22 protein-coding genes are annotated in these 25191 nt (G+C 36.9%); 8 read left to right on the forward strand and 14 right to left on the reverse strand.

Going from position 1 to position 25191, the window contains the following annotated elements; translation table 11 throughout:
* Positions 1-116: 116 nt before the first annotated feature.
* Positions 117-518, forward strand: coding sequence for a nuclear transport factor 2 family protein (locus tag GFU89_RS15260; protein ID WP_318847949.1), 402 nt, complete (start codon positions 117-119; stop codon positions 516-518).
* Between the two features lie 169 nt (positions 519-687).
* On the opposite strand, the gene GFU89_RS15265 is transcribed toward GFU89_RS15260, so the two are convergent.
* The 6 genes from GFU89_RS15265 to GFU89_RS15290 all read right to left on the reverse strand — a co-directional run bounded on the left by GFU89_RS15265 (position 688) and on the right by GFU89_RS15290 (position 8304).
* Complete coding sequence (locus GFU89_RS15265; protein WP_318847950.1) at positions 688-1188, reverse strand: hypothetical protein; 501 nt, start codon at positions 1186-1188, stop codon at positions 688-690.
* A gap of 204 nt (positions 1189-1392) precedes the next feature.
* Positions 1393-2229, reverse strand: coding sequence for a hypothetical protein (locus tag GFU89_RS15270; RefSeq protein ID WP_318847951.1), 837 nt, complete (start codon positions 2227-2229; stop codon positions 1393-1395).
* A gap of 14 nt (positions 2230-2243) precedes the next feature.
* Positions 2244-2687, reverse strand: coding sequence for a hypothetical protein (locus GFU89_RS15275; RefSeq protein ID WP_318847952.1), 444 nt, complete (start codon positions 2685-2687; stop codon positions 2244-2246).
* 121 nt (positions 2688-2808) lie between these two features.
* A complete protein-coding gene (gene carB, locus GFU89_RS15280) occupies positions 2809-5991 on the reverse strand; it encodes a carbamoyl-phosphate synthase large subunit (RefSeq protein ID WP_318847953.1) in 3183 nt (1060 codons plus the stop codon).
* A gap of 167 nt (positions 5992-6158) precedes the next feature.
* Entirely contained in the window at positions 6159-7232 is a 1074-nt protein-coding gene (locus GFU89_RS15285) for a carbamoyl phosphate synthase small subunit (RefSeq protein WP_318847954.1), read from the reverse strand.
* 181 nt (positions 7233-7413) lie between these two features.
* The gene (locus tag GFU89_RS15290; protein WP_318847955.1) at positions 7414-8304 is read right to left on the reverse strand and encodes an aspartate carbamoyltransferase catalytic subunit; all 891 of its coding nucleotides are present in this window, start codon (positions 8302-8304) and stop codon (positions 7414-7416) included.
* A 239-nt stretch (positions 8305-8543) separates the two neighbouring features.
* Between GFU89_RS15290 and GFU89_RS15295 the strand changes: the two genes are divergently transcribed.
* Complete coding sequence (locus tag GFU89_RS15295) at positions 8544-9005, forward strand: Lrp/AsnC family transcriptional regulator (protein ID WP_318847956.1); 462 nt, start codon at positions 8544-8546, stop codon at positions 9003-9005.
* Between the two features lie 316 nt (positions 9006-9321).
* Here GFU89_RS15295 and argH read toward each other — a convergent pair whose 3' ends face one another.
* The 8 genes from argH to GFU89_RS15335 all read right to left on the reverse strand — a co-directional run bounded on the left by argH (position 9322) and on the right by GFU89_RS15335 (position 18139).
* Positions 9322-10626, reverse strand: a complete 1305-nt coding sequence (gene argH, locus GFU89_RS15300) for an argininosuccinate lyase (RefSeq protein WP_318847957.1) — start codon at positions 10624-10626, stop codon at positions 9322-9324.
* Positions 10627-10969: 343 nt separating this feature from the next.
* Entirely contained in the window at positions 10970-12049 is a 1080-nt protein-coding gene (locus GFU89_RS15305; RefSeq protein WP_318847958.1) for a M20 family metallo-hydrolase, read from the reverse strand.
* Positions 12024-12818: an acetylglutamate kinase gene (gene argB, locus GFU89_RS15310; protein WP_318847959.1), complete on the reverse strand. Its 795-nt coding sequence runs from the start codon at positions 12816-12818 to the stop codon at positions 12024-12026. Before argB ends, GFU89_RS15305 begins: the two co-directional genes overlap by 26 nt.
* A gap of 68 nt (positions 12819-12886) precedes the next feature.
* Positions 12887-13843, reverse strand: coding sequence for an N-acetylornithine carbamoyltransferase (locus GFU89_RS15315; RefSeq protein ID WP_318847960.1), 957 nt, complete (start codon positions 13841-13843; stop codon positions 12887-12889).
* Between the two features lie 36 nt (positions 13844-13879).
* On the reverse strand, positions 13880-15019 hold the full coding sequence (locus GFU89_RS15320) for an aspartate aminotransferase family protein (protein WP_318847961.1): 1140 nt from the start codon (positions 15017-15019) through the stop codon (positions 13880-13882).
* A gap of 248 nt (positions 15020-15267) precedes the next feature.
* Positions 15268-16233 (reverse strand): N-acetyl-gamma-glutamyl-phosphate reductase, encoded by a 966-nt coding sequence (gene argC / locus GFU89_RS15325; protein WP_318847962.1) that lies wholly within the window; start codon positions 16231-16233, stop codon positions 15268-15270.
* Between the two features lie 51 nt (positions 16234-16284).
* Positions 16285-17481, reverse strand: a complete 1197-nt coding sequence (locus tag GFU89_RS15330; RefSeq protein ID WP_318847963.1) for an argininosuccinate synthase — start codon at positions 17479-17481, stop codon at positions 16285-16287.
* Positions 17453-18139: a GNAT family N-acetyltransferase gene (locus GFU89_RS15335; protein ID WP_318847964.1), complete on the reverse strand. Its 687-nt coding sequence runs from the start codon at positions 18137-18139 to the stop codon at positions 17453-17455. Before GFU89_RS15335 ends, GFU89_RS15330 begins: the two co-directional genes overlap by 29 nt.
* A gap of 160 nt (positions 18140-18299) precedes the next feature.
* Here GFU89_RS15335 and GFU89_RS15340 point away from each other — a divergent pair, with 160 nt between their 5' ends.
* The 6 genes from GFU89_RS15340 to GFU89_RS15365 all read left to right on the forward strand — a co-directional run bounded on the left by GFU89_RS15340 (position 18300) and on the right by GFU89_RS15365 (position 25185).
* Positions 18300-18716: a helix-turn-helix domain-containing protein gene (locus tag GFU89_RS15340; protein ID WP_318847965.1), complete on the forward strand. Its 417-nt coding sequence runs from the start codon at positions 18300-18302 to the stop codon at positions 18714-18716.
* Between the two features lie 240 nt (positions 18717-18956).
* Positions 18957-20336 (forward strand): porin, encoded by a 1380-nt coding sequence (locus GFU89_RS15345; protein WP_318847966.1) that lies wholly within the window; start codon positions 18957-18959, stop codon positions 20334-20336.
* Positions 20337-20382: 46 nt separating this feature from the next.
* The gene (locus GFU89_RS15350) at positions 20383-21963 is read left to right on the forward strand and encodes an MFS transporter (RefSeq protein ID WP_318847967.1); all 1581 of its coding nucleotides are present in this window, start codon (positions 20383-20385) and stop codon (positions 21961-21963) included.
* Positions 21964-22006: 43 nt separating this feature from the next.
* Positions 22007-22234, forward strand: coding sequence for a DUF6814 family protein (locus tag GFU89_RS15355; protein WP_034696261.1), 228 nt, complete (start codon positions 22007-22009; stop codon positions 22232-22234).
* Between the two features lie 61 nt (positions 22235-22295).
* A complete protein-coding gene (locus GFU89_RS15360; protein ID WP_213278718.1) occupies positions 22296-22490 on the forward strand; it encodes a hypothetical protein in 195 nt (64 codons plus the stop codon).
* Entirely contained in the window at positions 22483-25185 is a 2703-nt protein-coding gene (locus GFU89_RS15365; RefSeq protein WP_318848309.1) for an ATP-binding protein, read from the forward strand. The genes GFU89_RS15360 and GFU89_RS15365 overlap by 8 nt, the downstream gene beginning before the upstream one ends.
* The last annotated feature ends 6 nt before the right edge of the window (positions 25186-25191 follow it).

A 25191-nucleotide genomic window follows, 5' to 3' on the forward strand; every position in this document is an offset into this window, starting at 1 on the left:
AAAGGGTTTCATGAAAATAAAAAAGCAAATAATTTCTAATCTATTTAATCTGAGGCTTAAATTTTCGTATATTAATAAGGTCTAATAAATTCAATTATTGATTATAATCTTCAAATATGAATAGTAATATCCAAGAAATTATTCAGCACTTTCTTCAGTTTCTCTCGGAAAGAAATCTAAAAGAATTAACTAACCTATTTTCTGATACTGTAGACTGGTATATCCCTGGTGATGAAGAAAAAGCACCCTGGCTAGGCATAAGAAATAATAAACAGGAAGTATCTGACTTTTTTGAACTTTTATGGAAAAATACAGAGCCCATTTCTGCTAAAATCGACCATATTTTTACCGATGATGAAAATGCTGTTATCACAGGAGAGTTTGCAACGAAGATGCTTGAAACAGGTAATATTGCAGAGTCTTTATTCTGTATTCAGATGCGTATTCAAGATCATAAAATTATACGCTACAGATTATTGGAAGATAGTTTGGCTGTTTCAAAAGCTTTGGAAAAGTAGTTAAAAACTATCTGCTTTTATTGGTAACAATCTCAATTATTAGTGAGATTCTTCCTACGTCAGAAATCGAAGATTCGACGTAGTCAATGACAAAAGTCGACTCATTCGACTTTTGAGATAGCTCTTTTATATATTTGAAATTATTTCTCTTATGATCTAAAATTATCTTTTATATCACGGCAGCAGCCATCATCGACATATAATAATTGGCACAATGCAACGCATTAATTAAGACAATTTCTTTATCCGGAAACATTTCAAAGGCATCAGATGTTGTGATCTGGTATTCATAATTCATGGAGGTCCATTTCAAATGCGGTTTCATGACTATAAGCTCCACTCCTTCCTGATCTGTAAGGACAAAAGATTCTTTAAAAATACCTCTGTGCTTAAAGAGATAACCGTTTTTCACCCCGTCAAAATAAGTCTGCACTACAATTTCCCCATTCCAGTTCATTCTGAATTTCAAAAGAACTCTTTCGTGATCTTTTAGTTCAATAGTTGTTCCCCAAAAACCTTTGGGCTCCACCTGATAGGACTGACCATCTGCAATTTCAATGACAGCATTAAATTTAAACCAGCTTGTATAGGTAAGTTTTCCAATTAATTTTTCTTCTTTTGTGATTTCAAAAGATAAAGAATTGCTTGATTTCGCGTAATATTCTGCCATGGTTGATGATTAGTTTGGTGAAGGTTTTATTAATTTTTAAATATTAATAACAGCTTGAATTTTAACGCTCTAATTTATAAATAATTCGGCAAACATAATCTACTTTTCAACTAATCCGATAAAAACTACAATGAATTAATTCCTGCGGGTCTTTTTATGTTGGAAATTTACATTCAAATACGTGTCTGTACAGCATACAGCCTGTTATTTCACTTCAAACCAGTACTTCCATTTTTCATCATCAATTCCAAATTTTCCCTGCCACCATCTCGCAGGATATCCAACATCATCATTTCTAATGGGTCTATGCTCCCTTTCCGGATAAGTAATATATTGATCTGCATACCCAAAATGGGTATCATCATGTAAGATCCCGATAACTCCCAATATTTCCAGCAATCCTAACCGTTCTTCGTCGTTTGATTTTACTGTTTTGGAAATCTTCTTTTTGAGTTGAGAAATTCTGTCATTGGGTTCTGCTGCTTCTATAATTCCTTTCAATTCATTGAGAATCTTATAGTCATTTTCGTTTGGTTTAACAGCCAAATGTTTTGGAAACTGTTCTACATCAAATAAAACCTGGATTAAGCTATCAAAACAGCTTCCGTCTTTATATTTAAAATAATTGATGGTATTAAACTCGATAGAATCTTCAAATTCAAAAGTGTGAAGACCGCAGACCGCACAGATCTCTTCATTGGGCTTTGGACTTGCTGTAAAACTATGTTCTGCGAGACTTTGTGCAATACAGTAGCTGGATAAAAATGAACGATATTCTAATTGTCTGGTACTTAAACTATAAAGAAAAGCATCTACCACTTGCTGTTTATCAATATCAGCAACAGCTTTTTTAATTCTTCTGCAAATTTCATCATGACTTATTTCTTCCTGATCAAACATTACAGACTGCTTCTTTGCATACTCAAAATCGTCTTTGGTAATATATTGCATGTAAGTTTCCCAATCAAACCAGTCTCTTAAGCTTTCATCCTGAGAACTTTTTATGGTATTTAATAAAATTTTTATGGCTTTTTTATCCATTCTGGTTTTTTTCTTTATTGAATTTTATAAACATAATCATTACGAATATACCGGCTTTTATTCTGTAGTTCCGCAGGATAAAATATTGTTCCATCAATCTCAACACTTTTAATCTTATATCTCCAACTTCCATTATGGCTGTTGTAAATTTTTGTTGTTGAATTTGGATAAAGTTCAACAACGATAGAAGAATCTCTTACTTCTATTTTTTCAAGAGACTTGGGATTTTTGATTTTATAAAAAGAACGGGGTGACAGGATTCCATTCTCATAATTAAATCCAAAGCTGCCGGATTCATTATCAATCGCTTTTGAGATAGGATAACTATAATTGATCTTTATTATTTTTTTGGTCCCGGTCAGATTCTGAATATAAAAATCAGTCAACCAGGAACATCCGGAAAGTACCAATACGAAAATAAAGCTTAAGAATCCTATCGTAATTGACTTTGTTCTCATTGTATTGAAGTTTAGATGGTTTTTGTAAAAATAATGAGATAAGTTTAATTTATGGGGGTTCCCAATAAAAAAAATCCCACAAGAAAACTTGCGGGATTTTTTATTATTTATTTTGTTCGAATTACATCGTCTCCATTTTGAAACTCATGCTTTCGATTACTTTTAAGATTGCTTCTACTGTATCCATTGAAGTTAAACAAGGAACACCGTTTTCCACACTCATTCTTCTGATCTGGAATCCGTCTCTTTCAGCCTGCTTACCTTTTGTAGTGGTATTCACAACATACTGAACTTTTCCTTTCTGAATCAGGTCGATAAGGTTTACACTCTCTTCTCCGATTTTGTATCCGATTTTGCAAGGGATTCCTTTTTCCTCGAAGAATTTCGCAGTACCTTCTGTAGCCCAGATTCTGAATCCTACTTCATGGAATCTTGCTGCAAGAGCCGCTGCTTCATCTTTGTGCTTATCTGCTACCGTGAATAGGATAGATCCATGCATTGGAACTTTTCTTCCTGCTGCAACCAATCCTTTGTAAAGTGCCTTTTCAAGAGTTGTATCTTTCCCCATAACTTCTCCTGTAGACTTCATTTCAGGGCCTAAAGAGATGTCAACCTTCGTTAGTTTAGAGAAAGAGAATACTGGTACTTTCACAAATACTCCTTCTTTATTTGGAACCAATCCGTTTTTATATCCTAAATCTTTCAGCTTTTGTCCTAAGATTGCCTTTGTTGCAAGGTTAGCCATCGGAACTTCTGTGATTTTAGATAAGAAAGGAACTGTTCTTGAAGAACGAGGGTTTACTTCAATTACATAGACGTTTCCTTCGAAAAGAACGTACTGGATATTCATTAATCCAATAACTTTCAATCCTTTTGCCAGTCTTTGTGTATAATCTACCAAAGTATCAATTTCACTTTGAGAGATATTCTGTGGTGGATATACTGCGATAGAGTCTCCGGAGTGAACTCCTGCTCTTTCAATGTGCTCCATAATCCCTGGAATCACCACTGTTTCACCATCACAGATTGCATCAACCTCAATTTCTTTTCCTACCATGTATTTGTCAACCAAAACAGGGTGCTCAGGGCTCGCCTCTACAGCGTGCTCCATATAGTAAGCCAATTCTGCTTCTGCGTATACAATTTCCATTGCTCTACCTCCAAGAACATAACTTGGACGTACCAGTACGGGGTAACCGATCTCGTTGGCAATTTTTATAGCCTCTTCTTTCGAAGTTGAAGTTCTTCCTTTTGGCTGAGGAATTCCCATCTCCTGAAGTGCTTTTTCAAATTTGTCTCTGTTTTCAGCTCTGTCAAGGTCTTCTAGTGAAGTTCCTAAGATCTGTACTCCATGAGATGCTAATTTATCAGCAAGGTTGATTGCAGTCTGTCCTCCGAACTGTACCACTACTCCTTTAGGTTTTTCAAGCTCTATGATGTTCATTACATCTTCTTCAGTAAGTGGCTCAAAATATAGTTTATCAGAGATAGAGAAGTCTGTAGAAACAGTTTCAGGATTGTTGTTGATGATAATTGCTTCATACCCCATTTCTTTGATCGCCCATACTGAGTGAACAGTAGCGTAGTCAAACTCAACTCCCTGTCCGATTCTGATAGGTCCTGAACCCAGTACAATGATCTTTTCTTTGTCTGAAACAACGCTTTCGTTCTCTTCTTCGTAAGTTCCGTAGAAATAAGGCGTTTCACTTTCAAACTCAGCAGCACAAGTGTCTACCATTTTGAAAACCGGCATTATTCCGTTTTCCTTTCTGAAATTGAAGATCTCACGCTCTTTTACATCCCAAAGAACTGCGATATTGACATCTGCGAAACCTAATCTCTTAGCTTCAATTAATGTTTCTTTATCAAATTTGTTCTCAGCGATTACTTTTTCGAAGTCAACTAATTTTTTCAGTTTCCAGATGAAGAATTTATCAATTTTACTCCATTCTACAATCTGCTCCCAGTCATATCCTCTTCTTAAAGCATCTCCGATGATGAATAGTCTCTCATCATCACATACTCTGATTCTTCTTTCGATTTCTTCAGCAGTAAGTGCTTCAGCTTGTTTTGTTTTTAATCCAAGGTGTTTGATTCCTGTTTCTAATGAACGGATGGCTTTCTGTAAAGATTCTTCAAGATTTCTTCCGATGGCCATTACCTCACCAGTCGCTTTCATCTGAGTGGAAAGTCTTCTGTCTGCAGTCTCGAATTTATCGAATGGGAATCTAGGGAATTTTGTTACCACATAATCCAGTGCCGGTTCGAAACATGCGTATGTCTTTCCTGTCACAGGGTTCATGATTTCATCCAGCGTTAATCCTACAGCAATCTTTGCCGCGATCTTGGCAATCGGATATCCAGTTGCCTTACTCGCTAAAGCTGATGAACGGGATACTCTTGGGTTTACCTCAATAATATAGTAATCGAATGAATGTGGATCCAGAGCAAGCTGTACGTTACATCCTCCTTCGATACCTAAAGCTCTGATGATCTTTAAAGAAGCATTTCTCAGCAGCTGATATTCTCTGTCTGAAAGCGTCTGAGAAGGTGCTACTACGATAGAGTCTCCTGTGTGAACTCCTACCGGGTCGATATTTTCCATGTTACAAACTACAATGGCGTTGTCGTTTGCATCACGCATTACTTCGTATTCTATTTCTTTGAAACCAGCGATTGATTTTTCAATCAAACACTGTGTAACTGGGCTGTGCTTTAATCCTAATTCGGCAATTTCTTTCAATTCTGCTTCGTTGGAAGCAATACCTCCTCCTGTTCCTCCCATTGTAAAGGCAGGACGAACAATTACAGGATAACCGATCTCATTTGCAAATGCAACAGCTCCTTCTACCGTATTCACGATATCAGAGTCCGGAACCGGCTCATCCAGTTCTCTCATCAATTCGCGGAAAAGGTCTCTGTCTTCTGCCCTGTTGATTGCAGAAAGTGTAGTTCCCAATACTTCCACTTTACATTCTTCAAGAATTCCTGATTTCTCCAGCTCTACCGCCATGTTCAGTCCTGTCTGACCTCCCAAAGTTGGTAATAATGCATCCGGACGTTCTTTTCTGATGATGCGGCTTACAAACTGTAATGAAATCGGCTCGATATATACTTTATCAGCGATTTCCACATCCGTCATGATTGTTGCAGGATTTGAATTGATTAAAATTACCTTATATCCTTCTTCTTTCAAAGACAGGCAAGCCTGCGTTCCTGCGTAATCAAATTCAGCTGCCTGACCAATAATGATAGGTCCTGAACCGATTACTAAAATTGTTTTTATATCTGTACGTTTTGCCATTTTTCTTTTTTTATTAGAGTCAAGAATCAAAATTCTTAAACTTCGTATTTTTTACTTTTATAAGACTTACGATTGTATTTTGTCATTCCGAGAAATCGAGGAATCTAATTCTATTACTGAGATTCTTCACTCCGCTTTCTCTTCTTTCAGAATGACATTTAGTCGTGTTACTTCTTAAAGTCCTCCATCATTTGAATGAACTCATCAAACAAGTAGTTTGCATCTTCAGGACCTGGGCTTGCTTCCGGGTGGTACTGAACAGAGAAACAAGGGTGGATTTTATGTCTTAATCCTTCGTTTGTTCTGTCATTCAATGCGATATGAGTTTCAACAAGATCTGTCCCTTTTAAACTCTCCTGATCTACAGCATATCCATGGTTTTGAGAAGTGATGGCTACTGTATTTTTCTCAAGATCCAGCACCGGGTGGTTTCCTCCTCTGTGTCCGAATTTAAGTTTGAAAGTTTTCGCTCCACAAGCAAGACCAATCAATTGGTGTCCTAAGCAGATTCCGAAGATCGGAACTTTTCCTAATAATCCTCTGATCATATCTAATGCATGTGGTACATCTTCCGGATCTCCAGGACCATTTGAAAGCATGATTCCGTCCGGATCCATTAATAAGATTTCTTCTGCTGTTATATCCTGAGATACAACAATGATATCGCAGTTTCTCTGAGACAATTCTCTAATAATTCCCAGTTTTGCACCGAAGTCTACCAATACAACCTTGAAACCTCTGTTCGGGTTAGCATAAGGTGTTTTTGTGGAAACCTCTTCTACCTGATTGGTTGGGAAGCTTGTTCCTTTCAACTCAGCAACTACTGTCGCTTCATCTGCATCAACGTTTACGATTTTTCCTTTTACCACTCCAGAGTTACGAAGAATTCTTGTCAGTCTTCTTGTATCAATTCCTGAAATTCCTGAAAGGTTTTTCTTTTTAAATAATTCATCTAAAGTAATTTGAGTACGGAAATTGGAAGGAAGATCGCAAAGTTCTTTTACAATAAGTCCTTTGATTGCCGGCTCAATACTTTCATAATCATCACGGTTAATACCATAATTTCCGATAAGCGGATAGGTCATACAAACTATCTGACCGCAATACGACGGGTCAGAAATCAATTCCTGATAACCTGTCATTCCGGTATTGAAAACTACTTCTCCTGCAGTTTCCAATTCTGCTCCGAAACCTTCTCCATGAAACACTTCACCGGACTCCAGTATTAATTTTTTCTTCATTTTAAACTTTTATCTCTTATTATTTTATTTATATGTCATTAACAGGCCGCCCTTACAGGGCTTGGATTGTCTCAATCCTTTTGTTTCCATGGGCTTCACCCATTGCTATTAACAGACCGCCCCTACAGGGTTCATTAACTTTTAACTTCTTACTTTTACCCTAGCTCTTTTAATTGGGCTCTTATTTAAAGGTATAACCCTTGCTTTCCAATGCCTCTTTCAAAATGGCCATTCTTGCGAATACTCCGTTTTGCATTTGTTTGAAGATTCTTGATCTCTCGCATTCTACAAGGTCCGAATCTATTTCTACTCCTCTGTTGATAGGCGCAGGATGCATGATGATGGCTCCTTTTTTCATAGCCTTCTCTCTTTCTTTGGTCAGACCATATCTTTTATGGTATTCTGAAGCAATGAGGCTCATAGCAGCGTCATGTCTTTCATGCTGAATTCTTAATAACATCAGAACATCTACTTCAGTGATCAGTTCATCTACTGACATATAAGTTCCGTTGATTAAAGCTCCTTCATCAAACCACTGTTCAGGTCCTGAGAAGTATACTTTAGCACCTAATCTTCTTAAAGCCTCCGCATTTGAATTGGCTACACGGCTGTGTTTTACATCGCCTACAATTCCTACTTTTAATCCTTCAAACTTCCTGAATTCCTGATAGATGGTCAATAAATCCAGCATACACTGTGAAGGGTGGTTTCCTGTTCCGTCTCCTCCGTTGATTACAGGAATCTTAATATTTTTCAAGTCTTCAAAGTATCTATCTGTCTTATCGCGGATTACTACAAGGTTTACTCCTATACTTTCAATGGTCTTTACTGTATCATAAAGGCTTTCTCCTTTGTTTACTGAACTGTGTGATGCATCAAACGGAATTACCTGAAGTCCTAGTTTTCTTTCTGCAAGATCAAAACTTGTTTTCGTTCTTGTACTGTCTTCGAAGAAAAGGTTTGAGCAAAAAACTTCTCCTTCAATTTTAGCAGTTTTACCGTTCGCAAAAGCCAGCGCTTCTGTCAGTATACTGTTGATTCTCTCGGTGCTTAGTTCTGTAATCGTAAACATAATTCTTATTTTTGGGCATAAAAAAAGCGAAGACAACAATCTTCGCTAATAACAATAAATATCGTAAAGGGCGCTTTCGCCCGGTAAATCTAATGATATAAATGCTTTTTTATTCATTAGGTGCAAAGATATAACAATTTTATGAACCTACAAAAACAAAATTTAAAATAAATTAAAAACCTCAGTATTTCCTTATTCTCATTTAAAATTAATATTTTTGTTACAACTCAAATTATTTTATGGATTTAAAAGACAAAATGATTCTCAGCATTATTCAGGAAGACTCTACACTATCGGTTAAGGAAATTTCCGAAAAAATAGGCCTTACCTTTACTCCTACTTATGAGCGAATCAAACAATTGGAGAAACATGGGATCATTCAGAAATATGTAGGACTTTTAAACCGTGAAAAATTGGGTTTGAATATTGTAGTCTACTGTAATGTACGTCTCAAGGAACAATCCAAGAAAGTATTGGAAACTTTTGAAGAGCATATCGGAAAATATGATGAAGTACAGGAAATCATCAGTCTTTCCGGAGAGTATGACTATATGTTGAAGATCATTGCCAAAGACATCAATTCTTATAATGAATTTGCTGTAAATGTGATCTCAAACATTCCTAATATCGGGCAGTACCACAGCTCCATCGTGCTTCACGAGGTGAAAAAATCTACCAAGTTCAAAATTGATCTGGAATAAATCCTTTTATTTTAAACCATTAAGAGCTTTTAAGAGGTGAAGAATTATTAAGGAATTCGCAAGCGAATTTTAAAACTATGCGGCTAAAAAAATCGCGGCTTTTCTTAACTTACCTTAAACCCTTCATCTACCTTAATGGTTCAATTTATCAATCATCAAATTCAAAGAGCGGAGTAAAAAATCAAACCATTAAGACCACTTAAGCAGATAAGATTTAAGATTAAGGCTTTCACAACGAAAAGGCAGCAGGCTAAAATAATTTTAGAAATTCTACTGATTTTTGCTTAAGTTTTTAATGACCTTAATGGCTTAGATTTTAACCCAATAATTTATTTTTCAGTTTATTGAACTGATATTCTATTTTATCCAGACAAAGATTTCCGATACTTCCCTGGTGGGTATGTTCAAGGTTTCCAGGTTCAAATTCAAACTCATTATTTTCAATTTCCTGTCCTACTTTCACGTAAGCATCACGGAATGAACTTCCGTTTTTCACTTCTTCATTGATCTTCTCAACACTGAAAAGGTATTTGTATTTTTCATCCTCCAGAATTCCGTCTTTTACCTGAATATTAGGTAAAGTGTAGCTTAGGATCTCTAAACATTCTTTCAGGGAATCAATGGCCGGGAAAAGAATTTCTTTCGTCAGCTGCACATCTCTGTGATATCCTGAAGGCAGATTATTTGTCAATAAAATAAGTTCATTCGGAAGCGACTGGATTCTGTTGCATCGTGCACGAACCAGCTCAAAGATATCCGGATTCTTTTTATGAGGCATGATACTACTTCCTGTGGTAAACTCCTTTGGAAAACTTATAAAATCAAAGTTTTGATTCAAATACAAGCATACATCATACGCAAATTTCCCAAGCGTTCCTGCTAAAGTTGCCATAGACATCGCCAGCATTTTCTCTGACTTTCCACGGGTCATTTGAGCATACACAGAATTGTAATTCATCGACTGGAATCCTAAGTTATAGGTTGTACTTTCACGGTTGATCGGAAAAGATGAACCATAACCCGCAGCAGATCCCAATGGATTTTTATTAATGATATTCTTTACTGAAAACAGCATTTCCACATCATCCAAAAGCGCTTCCGCATAAGCTCCAAACCACAATCCGAATGAAGAAGGCATCGCAATCTGCAAATGGGTATATCCCGGAAGTAAAACATTTTTATGTTGATCTGCCAATTGAATCAGAATCTGGAAAAACTCATCTGTAAGAACTGTGATCTCACGGATCTCATCCAATAAATAGAGTTTGATATCCAACAAAACCTGATCATTTCTTGATCTTGCCGTATGAATTTTCTTTCCTGTATCTCCTAATTCTTCAATGAGGATCGCTTCTATCTGAGAATGGATATCCTCAGCTTCTTTATCAATTTCAAAAGTCCCATTCTCAATTTGATTTAAAATAGTGTTCAAAACAGATACCATCTGCTCTGATTCCTCCTGGGAAATAATCCCGGTTTCTGCTAACATTTTGCAATGTGCCATAGAACCTTTGACATCATATTTCGCCAAACGCTCGTCGAAGTCAAGGTCTTTCCCAACGGTAAATTGAGTGACTAATATATTGGTGGCAAGGTTATCCTTCTGCCATATTTTTTTCATATGTAATTATTTATTTTTTTTAAATCATATGCAATCACCACTTCTATCTGCTGTATTACAGAAAAATTCGTTGATAGTGACTTCATACTATTTGATTTAAAATATTTGTTGGTTTTGACATGCCCGGCAAGGCAATCCTTATTACTATTAACTATAAAAAAACATTTCCTTATGAGAAGCTTTCATTTCTAATTTTCTTTTTGCATAAATCTTATTAAAAACTAAACTTCGTGCCTGCCGGGCGGAGTCAAAACATATATTGAGCTGAAAGCCTGATGCTGGAGACTGAAAGCGAATTACAAACTCTAATAACTCCCATCTTCCTGCTTCATTCTTCCATTATTTATAACACTTTTTCTAAAATTCTGATGTAGATTTCTATACCTTCTTCTATTTCCTGAACATAGATAAATTCATCTGCAGTATGAGAGCGCCTACTATCTCCAGGGCCCATTTTCACGGATGTACATGGGATAATCGCCTGATCTGAAGAGGTTGGCGAACCGTAAGTTGTCCTCCCTATTTCGATTCCTGCTTTTACAAACGGATGATCCATTTCGATCTTTGAAGAATTTAGTCTGAAAGACCTTGCCGTCAAAGTGGATTCCATCTGAGACTGAATAATATCAAACGCTTCGTGGTTAGAATATTCATCTGTTACCCTTACATCCAATGTGAAATTGCAAGATTCCGGAACAACGTTGTGCTGCACTCCTGCATGAATTCCTGATAAAGTAACTTTAACTTCTCCCAGATATTCTGAAACTTTTGGAAATTTAAAAGCTAAAATATTCTGCAGATCCAGCATGCATTTTACAATCGAATTATCATCATTAGGATGAGCGGCATGAGAAGGAGTCCCTTTCATTTCTCCATCAATCACAAGAAGTCCTTTTTCCGCAATCGCCAGATTCATCTGCGTGGGTTCTCCTACAATGGCGAGTTCTACATTGGGTAGCTGCGGAAATAGAGCTTCGATTCCATCAAATCCTGAAATCTCCTCCTCTGCCGTCAAAGCAATAACTAAATTATATTTTAAATCTTCTTTATTATAAAAATGCAAGAAAACCTGCGCCATAGAAACCAAAGAAGCTCCGGCATCATTACTTCCCAATCCAAACAGTTTTCCGTCTTTTTCAACAGGCACAAACGGATCCAGTGTATACGCTTTATTAGGCTTTACCGTATCATGATGGGTATTCAGTAAAACAGAAGGCTTGAATACATCAAAGTGCTTATTCACCGCCCAGATGTTATTCTTAAAACGCTTGGTAGGAATCTGATGTTTCTTGAAAAAATTCTCAATTTCTACCGATGTATTGAATTCATCTTTACTGAATGAAGGAATCTCAATCAAATTTTTAAGCAATCCGACTGCATTATTCAACAATTCTTCTTTATAAACAGATTTCAGTTCCTGCATGATGATTTTCTATATGGTTTTTAAGTTCTGTTTCTTTGATCAGAAACACCTTATTTACATTATTTTTAATTGCTCCAAGAGCATTTTCAAGTTTGGGTAAAATCCCTTTGTGAAGTTTTCCTTCTTCTTTTAATACAGCAAACTCTCCTTCAGTTACACTTTTGATCACTGATTCGGGGTCATTTACATCTTCCAACACTCCCGCTTTATCAAAGCAATACAAGAGCTCCACTTCATATTTCTCCGAAAGAGCCTGCGCCATTACAGAGGCAATGGTATCTGCATTGGTATTAAAAAGGTTTCCTTTTTTATCGTGGGTAATTGCAGAAAATACAGGAACCAGATCCAGTTTCATTAATTTTGAAACCAGCTTTTTATTCACGCTTTTCTTATTGATATCTCCTACAAATCCGAAATCAATTTCAGGATGTTCTCTTTTTTTAGCTTTAATTAAATTTCCGTCTGCTCCGGAAAAGCCTATGGCATTGCATTTTTTCTGCTGCAGCTTTTCAACAATATTTTTATTGATTCCTCCTGCATATACCATTGTTACAATGTCCAATGTCTCTTTATCCGTAATCCTCCTTCCGTTGATCATTTTCTGCTCGATGCCCAGTTTATCAGCCAGCGTTGTCGCCAACTTTCCACCACCATGAACAAGGATTTTCTTTTCCTGGATTTCAGAAAATTGTTCTAAGAATTGGGTTAATAATTCCTCATCATCAATTAAAGCTCCGCCAATTTTTATGATGTATAACTTTTCCTTCATTGTAAACGTTTTGTGATCCATACTTCTTTCTATCCTTGTTAAGGTTTAAAATCTTAACAAGGATTATTTCAGGCTTTTAATTCATCTAAAATTTCACTGAACACAGCCTGTGCAGAGAAAATACGGTTTTTCGCCTGCTGATAGATAATAGAATGGTCTCCATCCATCACCTCATCGCTCAGCTCCACATTACGGCGAACCGGAAGACAGTGCATTACTTTTGCATCATTAGTATGAGCTAATTTATCATTGGTCAGCATCCAATCTCCTTTCACTTCAGGCATTGCTGCATAATCATCAAAAGAGGACCAGTTTTTCACATAGATAAAATCTGCATCTTTCAAGGCTTCATCCTGATCATGAATTACTTTTATGTCTTTTGTAAAGTTTTTATCCAAATCATACCCTTCGGGATTGACAATTACCAACTCTACATCCATTTCCTGCATCCATTCTGCGAAAGAATTTCCAACAGCATGCGCAATAGGTTTGATGTGTGGCGCCCAAGTTAAAACCACTTTTGGTTTATGATCTTTTTTCCAGTTTTCTGTAATGGTGATACAGTCTGCCAGACTTTGCAGCGGGTGGCGGGTTGCTGATTCCAGTGAAATCACAGGAACTTTTGCATGCTTTTCAAACTGGCTTAGGATGCTTTCATTTACATCATCTTCCTTGCTCTTCATTCCTGCAAAACAACGTACTGCGATGATATCACAATATTGATTAAGAACCTCGATAGCATCTTTGATGTGTTCTACGGTATCTCCGTTCATTACAGCTCCGTCAGCAAATTCAAGATTCCATGCCTCTTGTGCAGCATTTAACGTCAATACATTTAAACCTAGATTTTGCGCAGCAATCTGGCTGCTCAGACGGGTTCTCAAGCTTGAGTTTAAAAATACAAGTCCTATTGTTTTTCCTTTTCCTTTTTCTGTTTCGGAAAGAGGATCTGCTTTTATTTGTAAAGCTTTTTTTATGATTTCCTGTAAGTTTTCTACATCACTTACAGAGGTAAAATTTTTCATTTTGAATTAATTTTAAAGATTTTGTTTTTAAATCACTTAGATATTTTCCAATACTGTTTTCAAAGCATTGATGAAAAGATCCGTTTCCTCTTTTTTGATATTCAGTGCCGGAAGAATCCTTAAGACACTTTTATCATTAGAGTTTCCTGTGAAAATATGATGATCGAACAACAAGCTTTTCCTTATTTCTGAACAGTCTCTGTCGAGTTCTATTCCGATCATCAACCCTTTCCTTCGGATGGATTTAATATGTGGTAAATCTTTAATTTCATTCTCAATATATTCGCCCATTTTCTGAGCATTTTCGATAAGATTTTCATCTTTCATTACATCCAGCACAGCAATTGAAGCGGCGCAGGCAAGATGATTTCCTCCGAATGTAGTTCCCAGCAAACCGTTGCTTGCCTGAAATTTAGGATGAATCAAAACTCCGCCAACAGGGAAACCATTTCCCATTCCTTTGGCTGTAGTGATGATATCAGCTTCAAGTCCGAACTCCTGATGAGCAAAGAAATATCCGCTTCTTCCGTATCCAGATTGTACTTCATCCAAAATAAGAACAGCATCATTTTTTTCGCACAGTTCTTTAATTTTAGATAAAAATTCCGGTGCAGGAATCATAATTCCGCCTACTCCCTGAATTCCCTCGATAATCACAGAAGAGATTTCACTTCCAAATTTTTCAAAGGTTTCTTCAAGCTGCTGCACATCATTCCATTCCGATTTAATGAATCTTTCTGAAAAGTTAACCGGAGCTACAATTTTAGGATTATCTGTCACTGAAACCGCTGCTGAAGTTCTTCCGTGGAATGAACCTGAAAAATAAAGCACTTTGCTTTTTCCATTATGAAATGAAGCAAGTTTCAATGCATTTTCATTAGCCTCAGCCCCCGAATTACATAAAAAGAGGTTATAATCTTCATATCCTGAAAGCTTTCCTAATTTTTCAGCTAATTCCGTCTGCAATCCATTCTGAATGGAATTGGAATAAAAAGATATTTTTTCCAGTTGATCTTTCAGCTTATTCTGATAATGTGGATGATTATGGCCAATAGAAATGACAGCATGACCTCCATAGAAATCAAGGTACTTTTCGCCTTTTTCATCCCAAAGGAAAGATCCCTTTGCTTTAACCGGATTTATATTGAATAATGGATATACGTTGAATAAATTCATTTTTTGTTTTTTTTAAATTTTTCTTTTGTCTTAAAACAAAAGAAACAAAAGTTCAAGACCTGGAAACTTCCGCTAAAAATTAGTTCTATTCTCTAAAAATTCTAAAACTTGTGCGAATCCGAGATTAGTTCTTCGGCTCAATATTTGCGTCGCACTTCGAACAGTAGAATTTTATTAACGTTCATAGAATTAATTTTCTTAACGCTTCATTTTCCTAAGTCATTTTACTTCTAGTTAGAAATTGTGATTTAAAATGCTATCGGTTTTAAGTTCAGGCCTGCATTTTCTTCCCAGTTCATGGCCAGATTCATATTCTGTACTGCCTGTCCCGAAGCACCTTTTAACAAATTGTCAATCGCTGAGTGAATAACGGCAACATTTCCACTCTTTTCGATCTGAATCACACAGCGATTGGTATTGACAACCTGCTTTAAATCCACTGCCTTCCTACTTACCGTAACGAAAGGCTCCTCCGTATAAAAATCCTGATATAATTGTTCTATTTCCTCCAGCTCCAAATCCGTCTTCATCGTGGAACTTGTAAAAATTCCTCTTGCAAAATCTCCTCTCCATGGAACAAAATTCAGGGTTACTTCTTTATTATTAAATGAAATCAACTGTTGTAAAATCTCATCCACATGCTGATGCGTTAAAGTTTTATATGCTGAAACATTATCATTTCTCCAGGTAAAATGAGTTGTTGCCTGCAAAGACTGTCCGGCTCCTGTAGAACCTGTAATCCCTGTAGTAAAAACTTCATTTAACGCTCCCTTTTCCGCTAATGGCAGCAAAGCCAATTGAATAGCTGTAGCAAAACATCCCGGATTGGCAATACTTTTAGCACCCGACAGTTGTTTTTTATTGATTTCAGGTAATCCGTAAATAAAATCTCTGTTTTCAAAGTTTCCTTCTAAACGGAAATCGTTCCCAAGATCAATCACCAGCGTTTCATCGTTGACAGGATTTTGAGTTAACCAGTTTTGACTTTCCTTATGTGGAAGACATAGAAAAAGAATATCAACCTCTTCAGGTTTATCCGTCAAAACCATTTCACAAACCGTCGTTAAATCCGGGTACAGATCCGAAATTCTTATTCCCGAATTCGAACGACTATATAAAAAACTCAATGTCACATGGGGATGAAAAGCCAGTAAGCGTATCAGCTCACTTCCTGTATAACCGTTGGCACCAATTATTCCTACTGTTTTCTTCATTTTAATTCTGGCGGAACTCTATTCTGCCTTGCATTAATCGTCCTTCCGGAACTAATTGATATTTTGGTTAATCTGGTGGTATATATTTAAGGAATTGCTTACAATTTTTGTATATCCTTTCACATCATCTCCTGTCCATGCTCTGTTTGCTTCTCCATAACTTCCGAATTTATCGGACATCAGGTCATGAGCAGATTCTATTCCATTCAAAATAAATCTATATGGATGAAGGGTTACAAATACTTTTCCAGTCACTGTTTTCTGAGAATCAATCAGGAAAGATTCAATATTTCTCATAACAGGATCTAAGAATAGCGCTTCATGAAGCCAGTTCCCATACCAGTCGGATAACTGAGACTTCATCATTTGCTGATATTTTGAAAGCGTATGTTTTTCTAATAAATGATGTGCTTTGATAATCACCGATGCTGCTGCTGCTTCAAATCCCACCCGTCCTTTAATCCCAACAATAGTATCACCTACGTGAATATCACGTCCGATTCCATACGCTGAAGCCAAAGCCTCTATTTTTTGAATAGCATATACAGAATGTTCAAAACTTTCACCGTTCACTCCTATTACCTCTCCGTTTTTAAATTCAATCTCCAGTTCTGAAGGCTGAGTTTCTTTAATCTGGGATGGAAAAGCTTCTTCCGGAAGATTATTTCTGGATGTCAATGTTTCTTTACCGCCTACTGAAGTTCCCCAAAGCCCTTTATTTACAGAATATTGTGCTTTATGGAATTCCATTTCATAACCATGGTCTTTCAAAAATTCAATTTCTTCTTCACGGGATAAAGCCATATCACGGATTGGCGTAATAATCTCGATATTCGGGCACATTACCTGGAAAATCAAATCAAAACGAACCTGATCATTTCCAGCTCCTGTACTTCCGTGAGCAATAGCGTCTGCTTTTACTTCAATCGCATATTTTGCAATTTCCTGCGCCTGAATTGTACGTTCAGCACTTACAGAAAGAGGATAAGTATTATTTTTCAATACATTCCCAAAAATCAAATATTTCACACATGAATTATAATAATCTTCCTGAGCGTCTACACACCTGTATTCTTTTACCCCAAGATTTAAAGCTTTTCTTTCCAACTCTTTTTCTTCCTCTTTTGAAAAACCTCCGGTATTTACAGTGACTGCATACACATCATACCCAAGCGTTTCACTAAGATATTTTGCACAGTAGGAAGTATCTAAACCTCCGCTAAACGCTAAGATGACTTTCTTTTTCATCTGGACTTTTTTTATTATTATTAATGGTCATATGGAATTCACTTGCAGAGTTTTGTGCAGAATACACAAAATCACTTTGGTTCGCTCCATTATATTTATTTTCAGGCTGATCTTTTACAACCTCTTTTTTTTCTATATTTTCAGGAACAAATAACATCGCTGTACACAGACAGTTTTTACGTTCCTTCATCATTAAAATTTCATAGTTCACACAGTTTTTGCAGCCGCTCCAGAATTCTTCATCCTGAGTAAGCTCAGAATAGATTACCGGTTTATATCCTAAATCACTATTGATTTTCATTACTGCTAAACCTGTTGTCAATCCGAACACTTTCGCTTCCGGATACTTGTCTCTAGATAACTGGAAAACCCTCTGCTTGATTTGAGTTGCTACGCCTCCATTCCTGAACTTCGGTGATACAATTAATCCCGAATTGGCAACAAACTTCCCATGCGACCAGGTCTCTATATAGCAGAAACCTACCCACTCACCATTTTCAGTGGCTACCACAGCATTGCCTTCTGAAATCTTCTTACTCAAATATTCTATGGAACGTTTTGCGATTCCCGTTCCTCTGCGCTGTGCAGAATCATACATTTCCTGCTGTATTTCACTCACATACATTAGATGTTCGCATGAGGAAATTTCTATTTCCATTTATTTATCTAATTTTTTTGGCAAATTTAAAATAAAACTTCTTTAAAAACCAAATAAAAAAGATATTTTTTTTGTTTTAAAATTTTAGACAGGTAAAATTATCTTTATTGAAAAATATACATTTGCTAATTTATTATATATTTGCTAAAATAATATAGTTATGGAAAACGCATGCCCTAAATGCAACAGTACCAAGGTGGTAAAAAGCGGCATCATCAATGAAAAGCAACGCTTCCACTGCAAAGACTGCAAGTATTATTTCACCGTTAAAAAACTGGGAAAACAGATTGATGATTATTATGTCACCAAGGCTCTTCAGTTATATCTGGAAGGTTTAAGCTATCGTGAAATTGAAAGGATTATCGGAGTTTCACATGTCACCATAAGTTCCTGGATTAAAAAGTACAATATTACCAGACCTCCCCATTCTGAGTTCCATCCTGTTTATAAAATATTAAAGCAGAACGAACTCATTGAATATATCGCTCAGGAAGAAAACATTAAAAATTCCGGGATTATCATTACTCAGTTTGCTGATAAGTATATGTTGATTAAATGGGAAAGGTTTAAAAAATAGATACGAGTTGCGGGGTGCGAGTTGCGGGATATAAAATACAGAGTAACACACTAAATATCAATGATTCTTGAATCTCATACCTCGCAACGTGGATCGCAAAACCCGAATCCCGAAACCCGAAACTCATAATCAAATAAATCATAACTATAGTATTACCACTAATATATATTAAATTTTCGTAACTAAATTATTAATTACAATTTGGCATTCACAAAAAACAACGCCAAAAATTGATAATTTATGAAGAAATTACTTACATTTATTGGAGTAGCCTTAATTAGTAGTTCTGTATACTCACAAGGTTCTCCTGATTACGGCAATGGCTTAAAAATAAACCTCAATCCGGATGGTGACAAATTCGTCCGATTTATTTTATGGGACCAGCTTTGGCTGAGAAATACCTCCATGAATCCCGGAAGTATGGTAGGTGGCGAGCCCACAGACAACTCCTGGAGCATAGGAAACAGGCGATTACGTGCTTTAGCATACGCACAGGTCTCTAAAAGATACATGATTCTCCTTCATTTTGGAATCAACAACCAGACCTTCATCAATGGAGGAGCAACAGGCACTTCCGGCACGGGAGGGTATGGAAATGGAAAGAAGACCCAGTTATTTTTTCATGATGCCTGGAACGAATATGCAGTTATTTTACCTGGAGAAGCGGGAAAATTCAGTTTATCTTTAGGGGCGGGGCTTCATTACTATATGGGACTTTCCCGTATGACGATGGCTTCTACACTCAATTTTCTCACCTTAGATTCTCCCGTTTTTTCATGGCCTTTAATTGATAACTCAGACCAATTTGCCAGACAGCTCGGCATGTTTGCAAAAGGTAAATACGGAAAACTGGAATACCGTTTCAGTTTAAATAAACCTTTCGCCACAGATCTTATTCCTGTGAATGTAACAGATCCATCAAAAGCTGTTGCGGTAGACAACAACGGAAATCCCAGTTTTTCAAAAGCAGGATATGTAGAGTATCAGTTCCTTGATGAGGAATCCAACACCCTTCCATACAAAGTGGGATCTTATCTGGGAACGAAGAAAGTTTTCAATATAGGAGCCGGTTTCTATCATCAGGCAGACGGAACAAGAACTTCCGTAAATTCCAACATTGAAAAGCATGATATTACACTTTTTGCAGTAGACGCTTTTGCAGATATTCCTTTGGGAGAAGCGAAAAATAAAATGGCAGTTTCCGCTTATGCTGGATATTACAACTACAATTTCGGCCCAAACTATGTAAGAAATCTGGGAACAATGAATATTGCAGCTTCCGATCCTAATTTTATCGGAAATAAAGCCATTGCAGGACCAGGAAATCTGCAGCCAACCATCGGAACAGGTAATATTATCTACGCACAGGCTGGTTTACTATTACCAAGTCAGGCAGAAAAGCCAAAAATCAGAATACAACCCTTCGCTGCCTATACCCACAAAAGTTTTGAAGCATTTGATAAATCTTCCTCTCAGTTTGATGTAGGAGCCAACTGGTTCATAGACGGACACCATGCAAAAATTACGACACAATATTCAACAAGACCTGTTTATACCAGCCCTACGGAAAGTCCTTCTTCAAAAGGAGAATTTATTGTACAGTTTCAAATCTACTTGTAAAATTCAAATTAATATCCTATTCCATTAACATCAAAAACTAATCAATATGAGTGAAAATCATCACGAAAGCTACGAAAATATGACCGACAGGCAGAAAAACCGCACCATATGGAGTGTGATCACTGCCTCTTCACTCGGTACATTGATAGAATGGTACGACTTCTATATCTTCGGAAGTTTAGCCATTGTTTTAGCTACTAAATTTTTCCCTGCAGATAATCCTACTGCAGCATTTTTATCTACTCTGGCTACTTTTGCTGCCGGATTTGTTGTAAGACCTTTCGGAGCTCTATTTTTCGGAAGACTGGGAGATATCATCGGAAGAAAGTATACTTTTCTTGTTACTTTACTGATCATGGGATTTTCCACTTTCCTGATCGGCTGTATTCCAAGTTATAAAACTATTGGCTTTATGGCTCCTGTTTTAGTTTTAATTTTAAGATTACTTCAGGGACTTGCCCTTGGTGGTGAATACGGAGGCGCCGCCACTTATGTAGCAGAATACGCCCAGCCTCACCGAAGAGGTTACTGGACATCCTGGATTCAGACCACTGCAACAGCCGGACTTTTTATTTCACTGATCGTTATTTTAATTACAAAATCAACTCTTTCTGCAGAAGAGTTTGACAACTGGGGATGGAGAGTTCCTTTCTGGATCTCGATTCTGATGGTTGCCGTTTCTTATGTCATCAGAAAGAACATGAAAGAATCTCCGCTTTTTGCTAAGGCTAAAAGTGAGGGAAAAACGTCTAAAAACCCTTTGAAAGAGAGTTTCGGGAACCGATACAACTTCAAGTTTGTGCTATTGGCTTTATTCGGAGCAGCAATGGGACAAGGGGTTATCTGGTATACAGGACAATTTTACGCCATGAGTTTCCTTCAAAAGGTAATGAATGTAGAATCCGCACAGGTAGATTCACTCATGGCTACTGCTTTATTTTTAGGAACGCCTTTCTTTGTATTCTTCGGATGGCTGTCTGATAAAATAGGAAGAAAAGCAGTGATGATGACCGGAATGCTAGTTGCTATTTTAGCCTACAGACCTATTTATGACAGCATGTTCAAGAGTGTAAATCTTGAAAGTAAAATTGTTGCTGCCAATGGAATTACAGAAAAAAGAACCGCCAAAATCCACAGTGATATTGCCACGGACAGTCTGGTTACTTTCCATAAAGAAACTCTTTACACGGACGGAACTTTGATTAAAAAAGACAGCATCATTCACTGGTCGCCTGCAGGACCTGTTATGAAAGACGGAAAAGCGGAAGAACCAAAAATCTCCACATCCCTAAAATTAAGCGACGATACGAAATGGTATCTGGTCTTCCTTGTATTTATCCAGGTAATATTTGTAACCATGGTATATGGACCTATTGCCGCTTTCCTTGTAGAAATGTTCCCTGTAAGAATCCGATACACCTCAATGTCTCTGCCTTATCACATCGGAAACGGAGTATTCGGAGGTCTTCTACCAGCTGTGGCAACTTATCTGGTTACTACCGGGAAAGAAGCGGGACATGCTACATGGTATCTTGAGGGGCTATGGTATCCCATTGGAGTCGCTACAGTATGTCTCATCATCGGATTATTTTATCTTAAAAGTAAGAACAATAATCTTCACGATTAAGTATTGAATCACTCAGATTTTTATTAATTTTAAAACTACTAAAATGAACGGACTAAAAAAAATATTAGGCATTCTCTGGATCGCAATTGCGGTGATTGTAGGGTATTTCGGAATTACAGTCTTGGGAATCCCCAAAATCGCATCCGGAAAGCAGGAAGATCTGGTTTTTGGCATCATCATTCTTTTTGTACTGATGCCGATTATCTCAGGCGGAATGGCCATTTTCGGTTATTATGCCCTGAAAGGAGAATATTCTGACGACAAAATTTAAAAACAAAATGGATAATTGATGAATGTAGCATTCATCAATTATCCTTTATCAATAATCATTTATGAAAAAGAGACACGAGCAAAAACTTATTATACTGAGCGTAGGGCTTATGATCGCTTTCAGTATTCCTATTTCATTGCTTTTCAACAGTGAAAGGGAAGTTTTAGGCTATCCTATGATCCTTATCTACCTGTTCGTGATCTGGATGATTTCCATTGTGATTTCTTTTGTAATCGTAAAAAGACATGATGAGTAGTTTCGCATTATTTTTTGTAGTCCTGTTTTACCTGGCCCTTCTTTTCTTAGTTGCCCACCTGGCAGAGAAGAAAAAGAGTAAGCTTTGGATCAACAATCCTTACATCTATGCGTTGTCTCTTGCGGTATATTGTACTGCCTGGACGTATTATGGAAGCATTGGTGTTGCAGCTACAAGCGGATTAAATTATCTACCGATTTACATTGGTCCTATTATGATTATTCCGGCCTGGATCTATATCAATACCCGGATTGTGAGAATTGCAAGGGTTAATAAAATAAGCAGTCTTGCTGATTTCATCTCATTAAGATATGGGAATAGCAGAAGCCTGAGCGCTATTATTACTGTAGTTTGCCTTTTAGCCATTGTTCCTTATATCGGATTGCAGATCAAAGCAATTTCGGAGACGTTCCATTTGGTAACGAAAACTCCGATGTCAAAAAATATACTGACCGACAATGCTACTTTTGTTGTAGTCTTAATTGCCCTGTTTTCTTCCTATTATGGAACGCGATATGTAGATGCTTCGGAAAAACGACTGGGAATTATCTCAGCGATTGCACTGGAAAGTTTTTTAAAGCTGTTCTTTATTATCATTCTCGGACTTTTCGTGATCTATTATGCCTTTGACGGGTTCTCAGACATTTATGAGAAAGCCAGCAAGTTTAAAGATTTTAAAGAAAAAAATACCTTCAACGGTATCGAAGGCGCTATGAACTGGATGATTTTGTGTATGATTTCCGCCACGGCAATCTGCATTCTGCCGAGACAGTTTCACACCGCCATTGTTGAGAACAGACAGGAGAAGCATATCAAAACGGCTATCTGGTTTTTCCCTCTTTATCTCCTGATCTTCACTGTATTTATTTTCCCGATTGCCTGGGGTGGAAGGTTGATTTTTGATGGTCAAAAAGTAAACCCAGAGTTCTACTCTATTCTGATTCCACAGCATTTTGACAATACTTTAATTACTGTCCTTGTTTTTCTGGGAGGATTGAGCTCATGTATTTCCATGATCATTATTTCCGCTATCACCTTATCTATCATGCTTTCCAACAACCTCATCATTCCCTATGGATTGCTTGGAAAATTAAAATCTGAAAGTGAGGAACAAAACACAAGAAGCATTACCAACATTAGAAAAATCAGCATTTTCGGGCTGATTATCATGGCTTTTGCCTTTTATAAATATTTCATTCTGAAAACATCACTGGATTCTGTAGGACTGATTTCATTTGTCATCATTGCCCAGCTGGCTCCTGCATTTTTCGGAGCTTTATTCTGGAGAAGAGGAAGCTATAAAGGTGCTGTTACGGGACTTATAGCAGGATTAGCAATCTGTTATTTCGGATTGATTATTCCCCAGTATTATTTTTCATACAATCAGGAGCTCAAAGGGGTACTGAGAGAGATGTATGATGCTTTCGGATTTTTCACAATTCCTTATCTGGGAAGAATTCCACAGATTTTCTTTTGGTCAATGCTGGTGAATACAAGCCTGTTTACGATTGTTTCCGTCAGTTCTAAAGGAAATTACCGTGAAAGAAACTTTGCTGAGCTGTATGTAGATATTGACAAATATATTCAGAATCATGAAAATGCTTTTATCTGGCGGGGAACAGCCTATATTTCAGACATTCAGAATATTCTTGAGCGTTTTTTAGGCAAAAACAAAACAGAACAAGCTCTGCGAATTTTTAATTTAAAATATAATATTGATTCCAAAACGGAAACTGCCGATTCCAGATTTATTAAATTTTCGGAAAACCTGTTGGCTGGAAGAATCGGGACAGCTTCGGCAAAAATATTAATTGAAGGTGTCACCAAAGAAGATAAAATATCTTTAAAAGAGGTCTTAAATATCCTTGAAGAATCTCAGGAAAATATCAGTTTAAATAAAAAGCTTACCGAACAGTCCGAAGAGCTGCAAAAACTGTCTGACGATCTGAGAACAGCCAACGAAAACCTGATCGTCAAAGACCGCCAAAAAGACGACTTTCTGGATTCTGTTGCCCATGAACTGCGAACCCCGATCACCGCTATCCGTTCTGCGGGAGAAATTTTAGCCGATGACGATGATATTCCTTTTGATATCAAACAGGAATTTTTAAATAATATCGTTACAGAATCCGACAGACTAAGTGAAATCATCAATGATATTCTCTATCTGGACAAACTACAGCATGGTGAAATCTCTCTACACATTCAGGAAAATAATATTATTGAAACCTATAAAAAAGCATTAAACCCGCTTCTTCACCTGATACAGCAGAAAAATATTCATTTAAGTGAAGTTAATCTCCTGAATCAGTTTATATTTGAATATGATGAAGCGAGAATGATTCAGCTGTTTCAGAATATCTGGGGAAATGCATTAAAATTTACAGATGAGCAGGGAACCATCCAGACCAAATTATTTGAAAAAGACCAACAGCTGGCCATTAGCATTTTCAATACCGGGAAACATATTCCGGAGGAAGACCTGGAAATGATTTTTGATAAGTTTTATCAGTCTAAAAATCAAAATATTATAAAACCAACAGGAAGCGGGCTAGGACTCGCCATTTCCAAAAAGATAGTACAGGCACACGGAGGAAGTATAAAAGCCGAAAACAGCGGATTGGGCGTAACTTTCACCATAAGCATTCCCGAAAAAATGAAAAAAGAGATTACAGATGAAGTTGAACACCATTAAAACCCT

This window comes from Chryseobacterium sp. JV558, assembly GCF_033712365.1.
Lineage (GTDB): Bacteria > Bacteroidota > Bacteroidia > Flavobacteriales > Weeksellaceae > Chryseobacterium.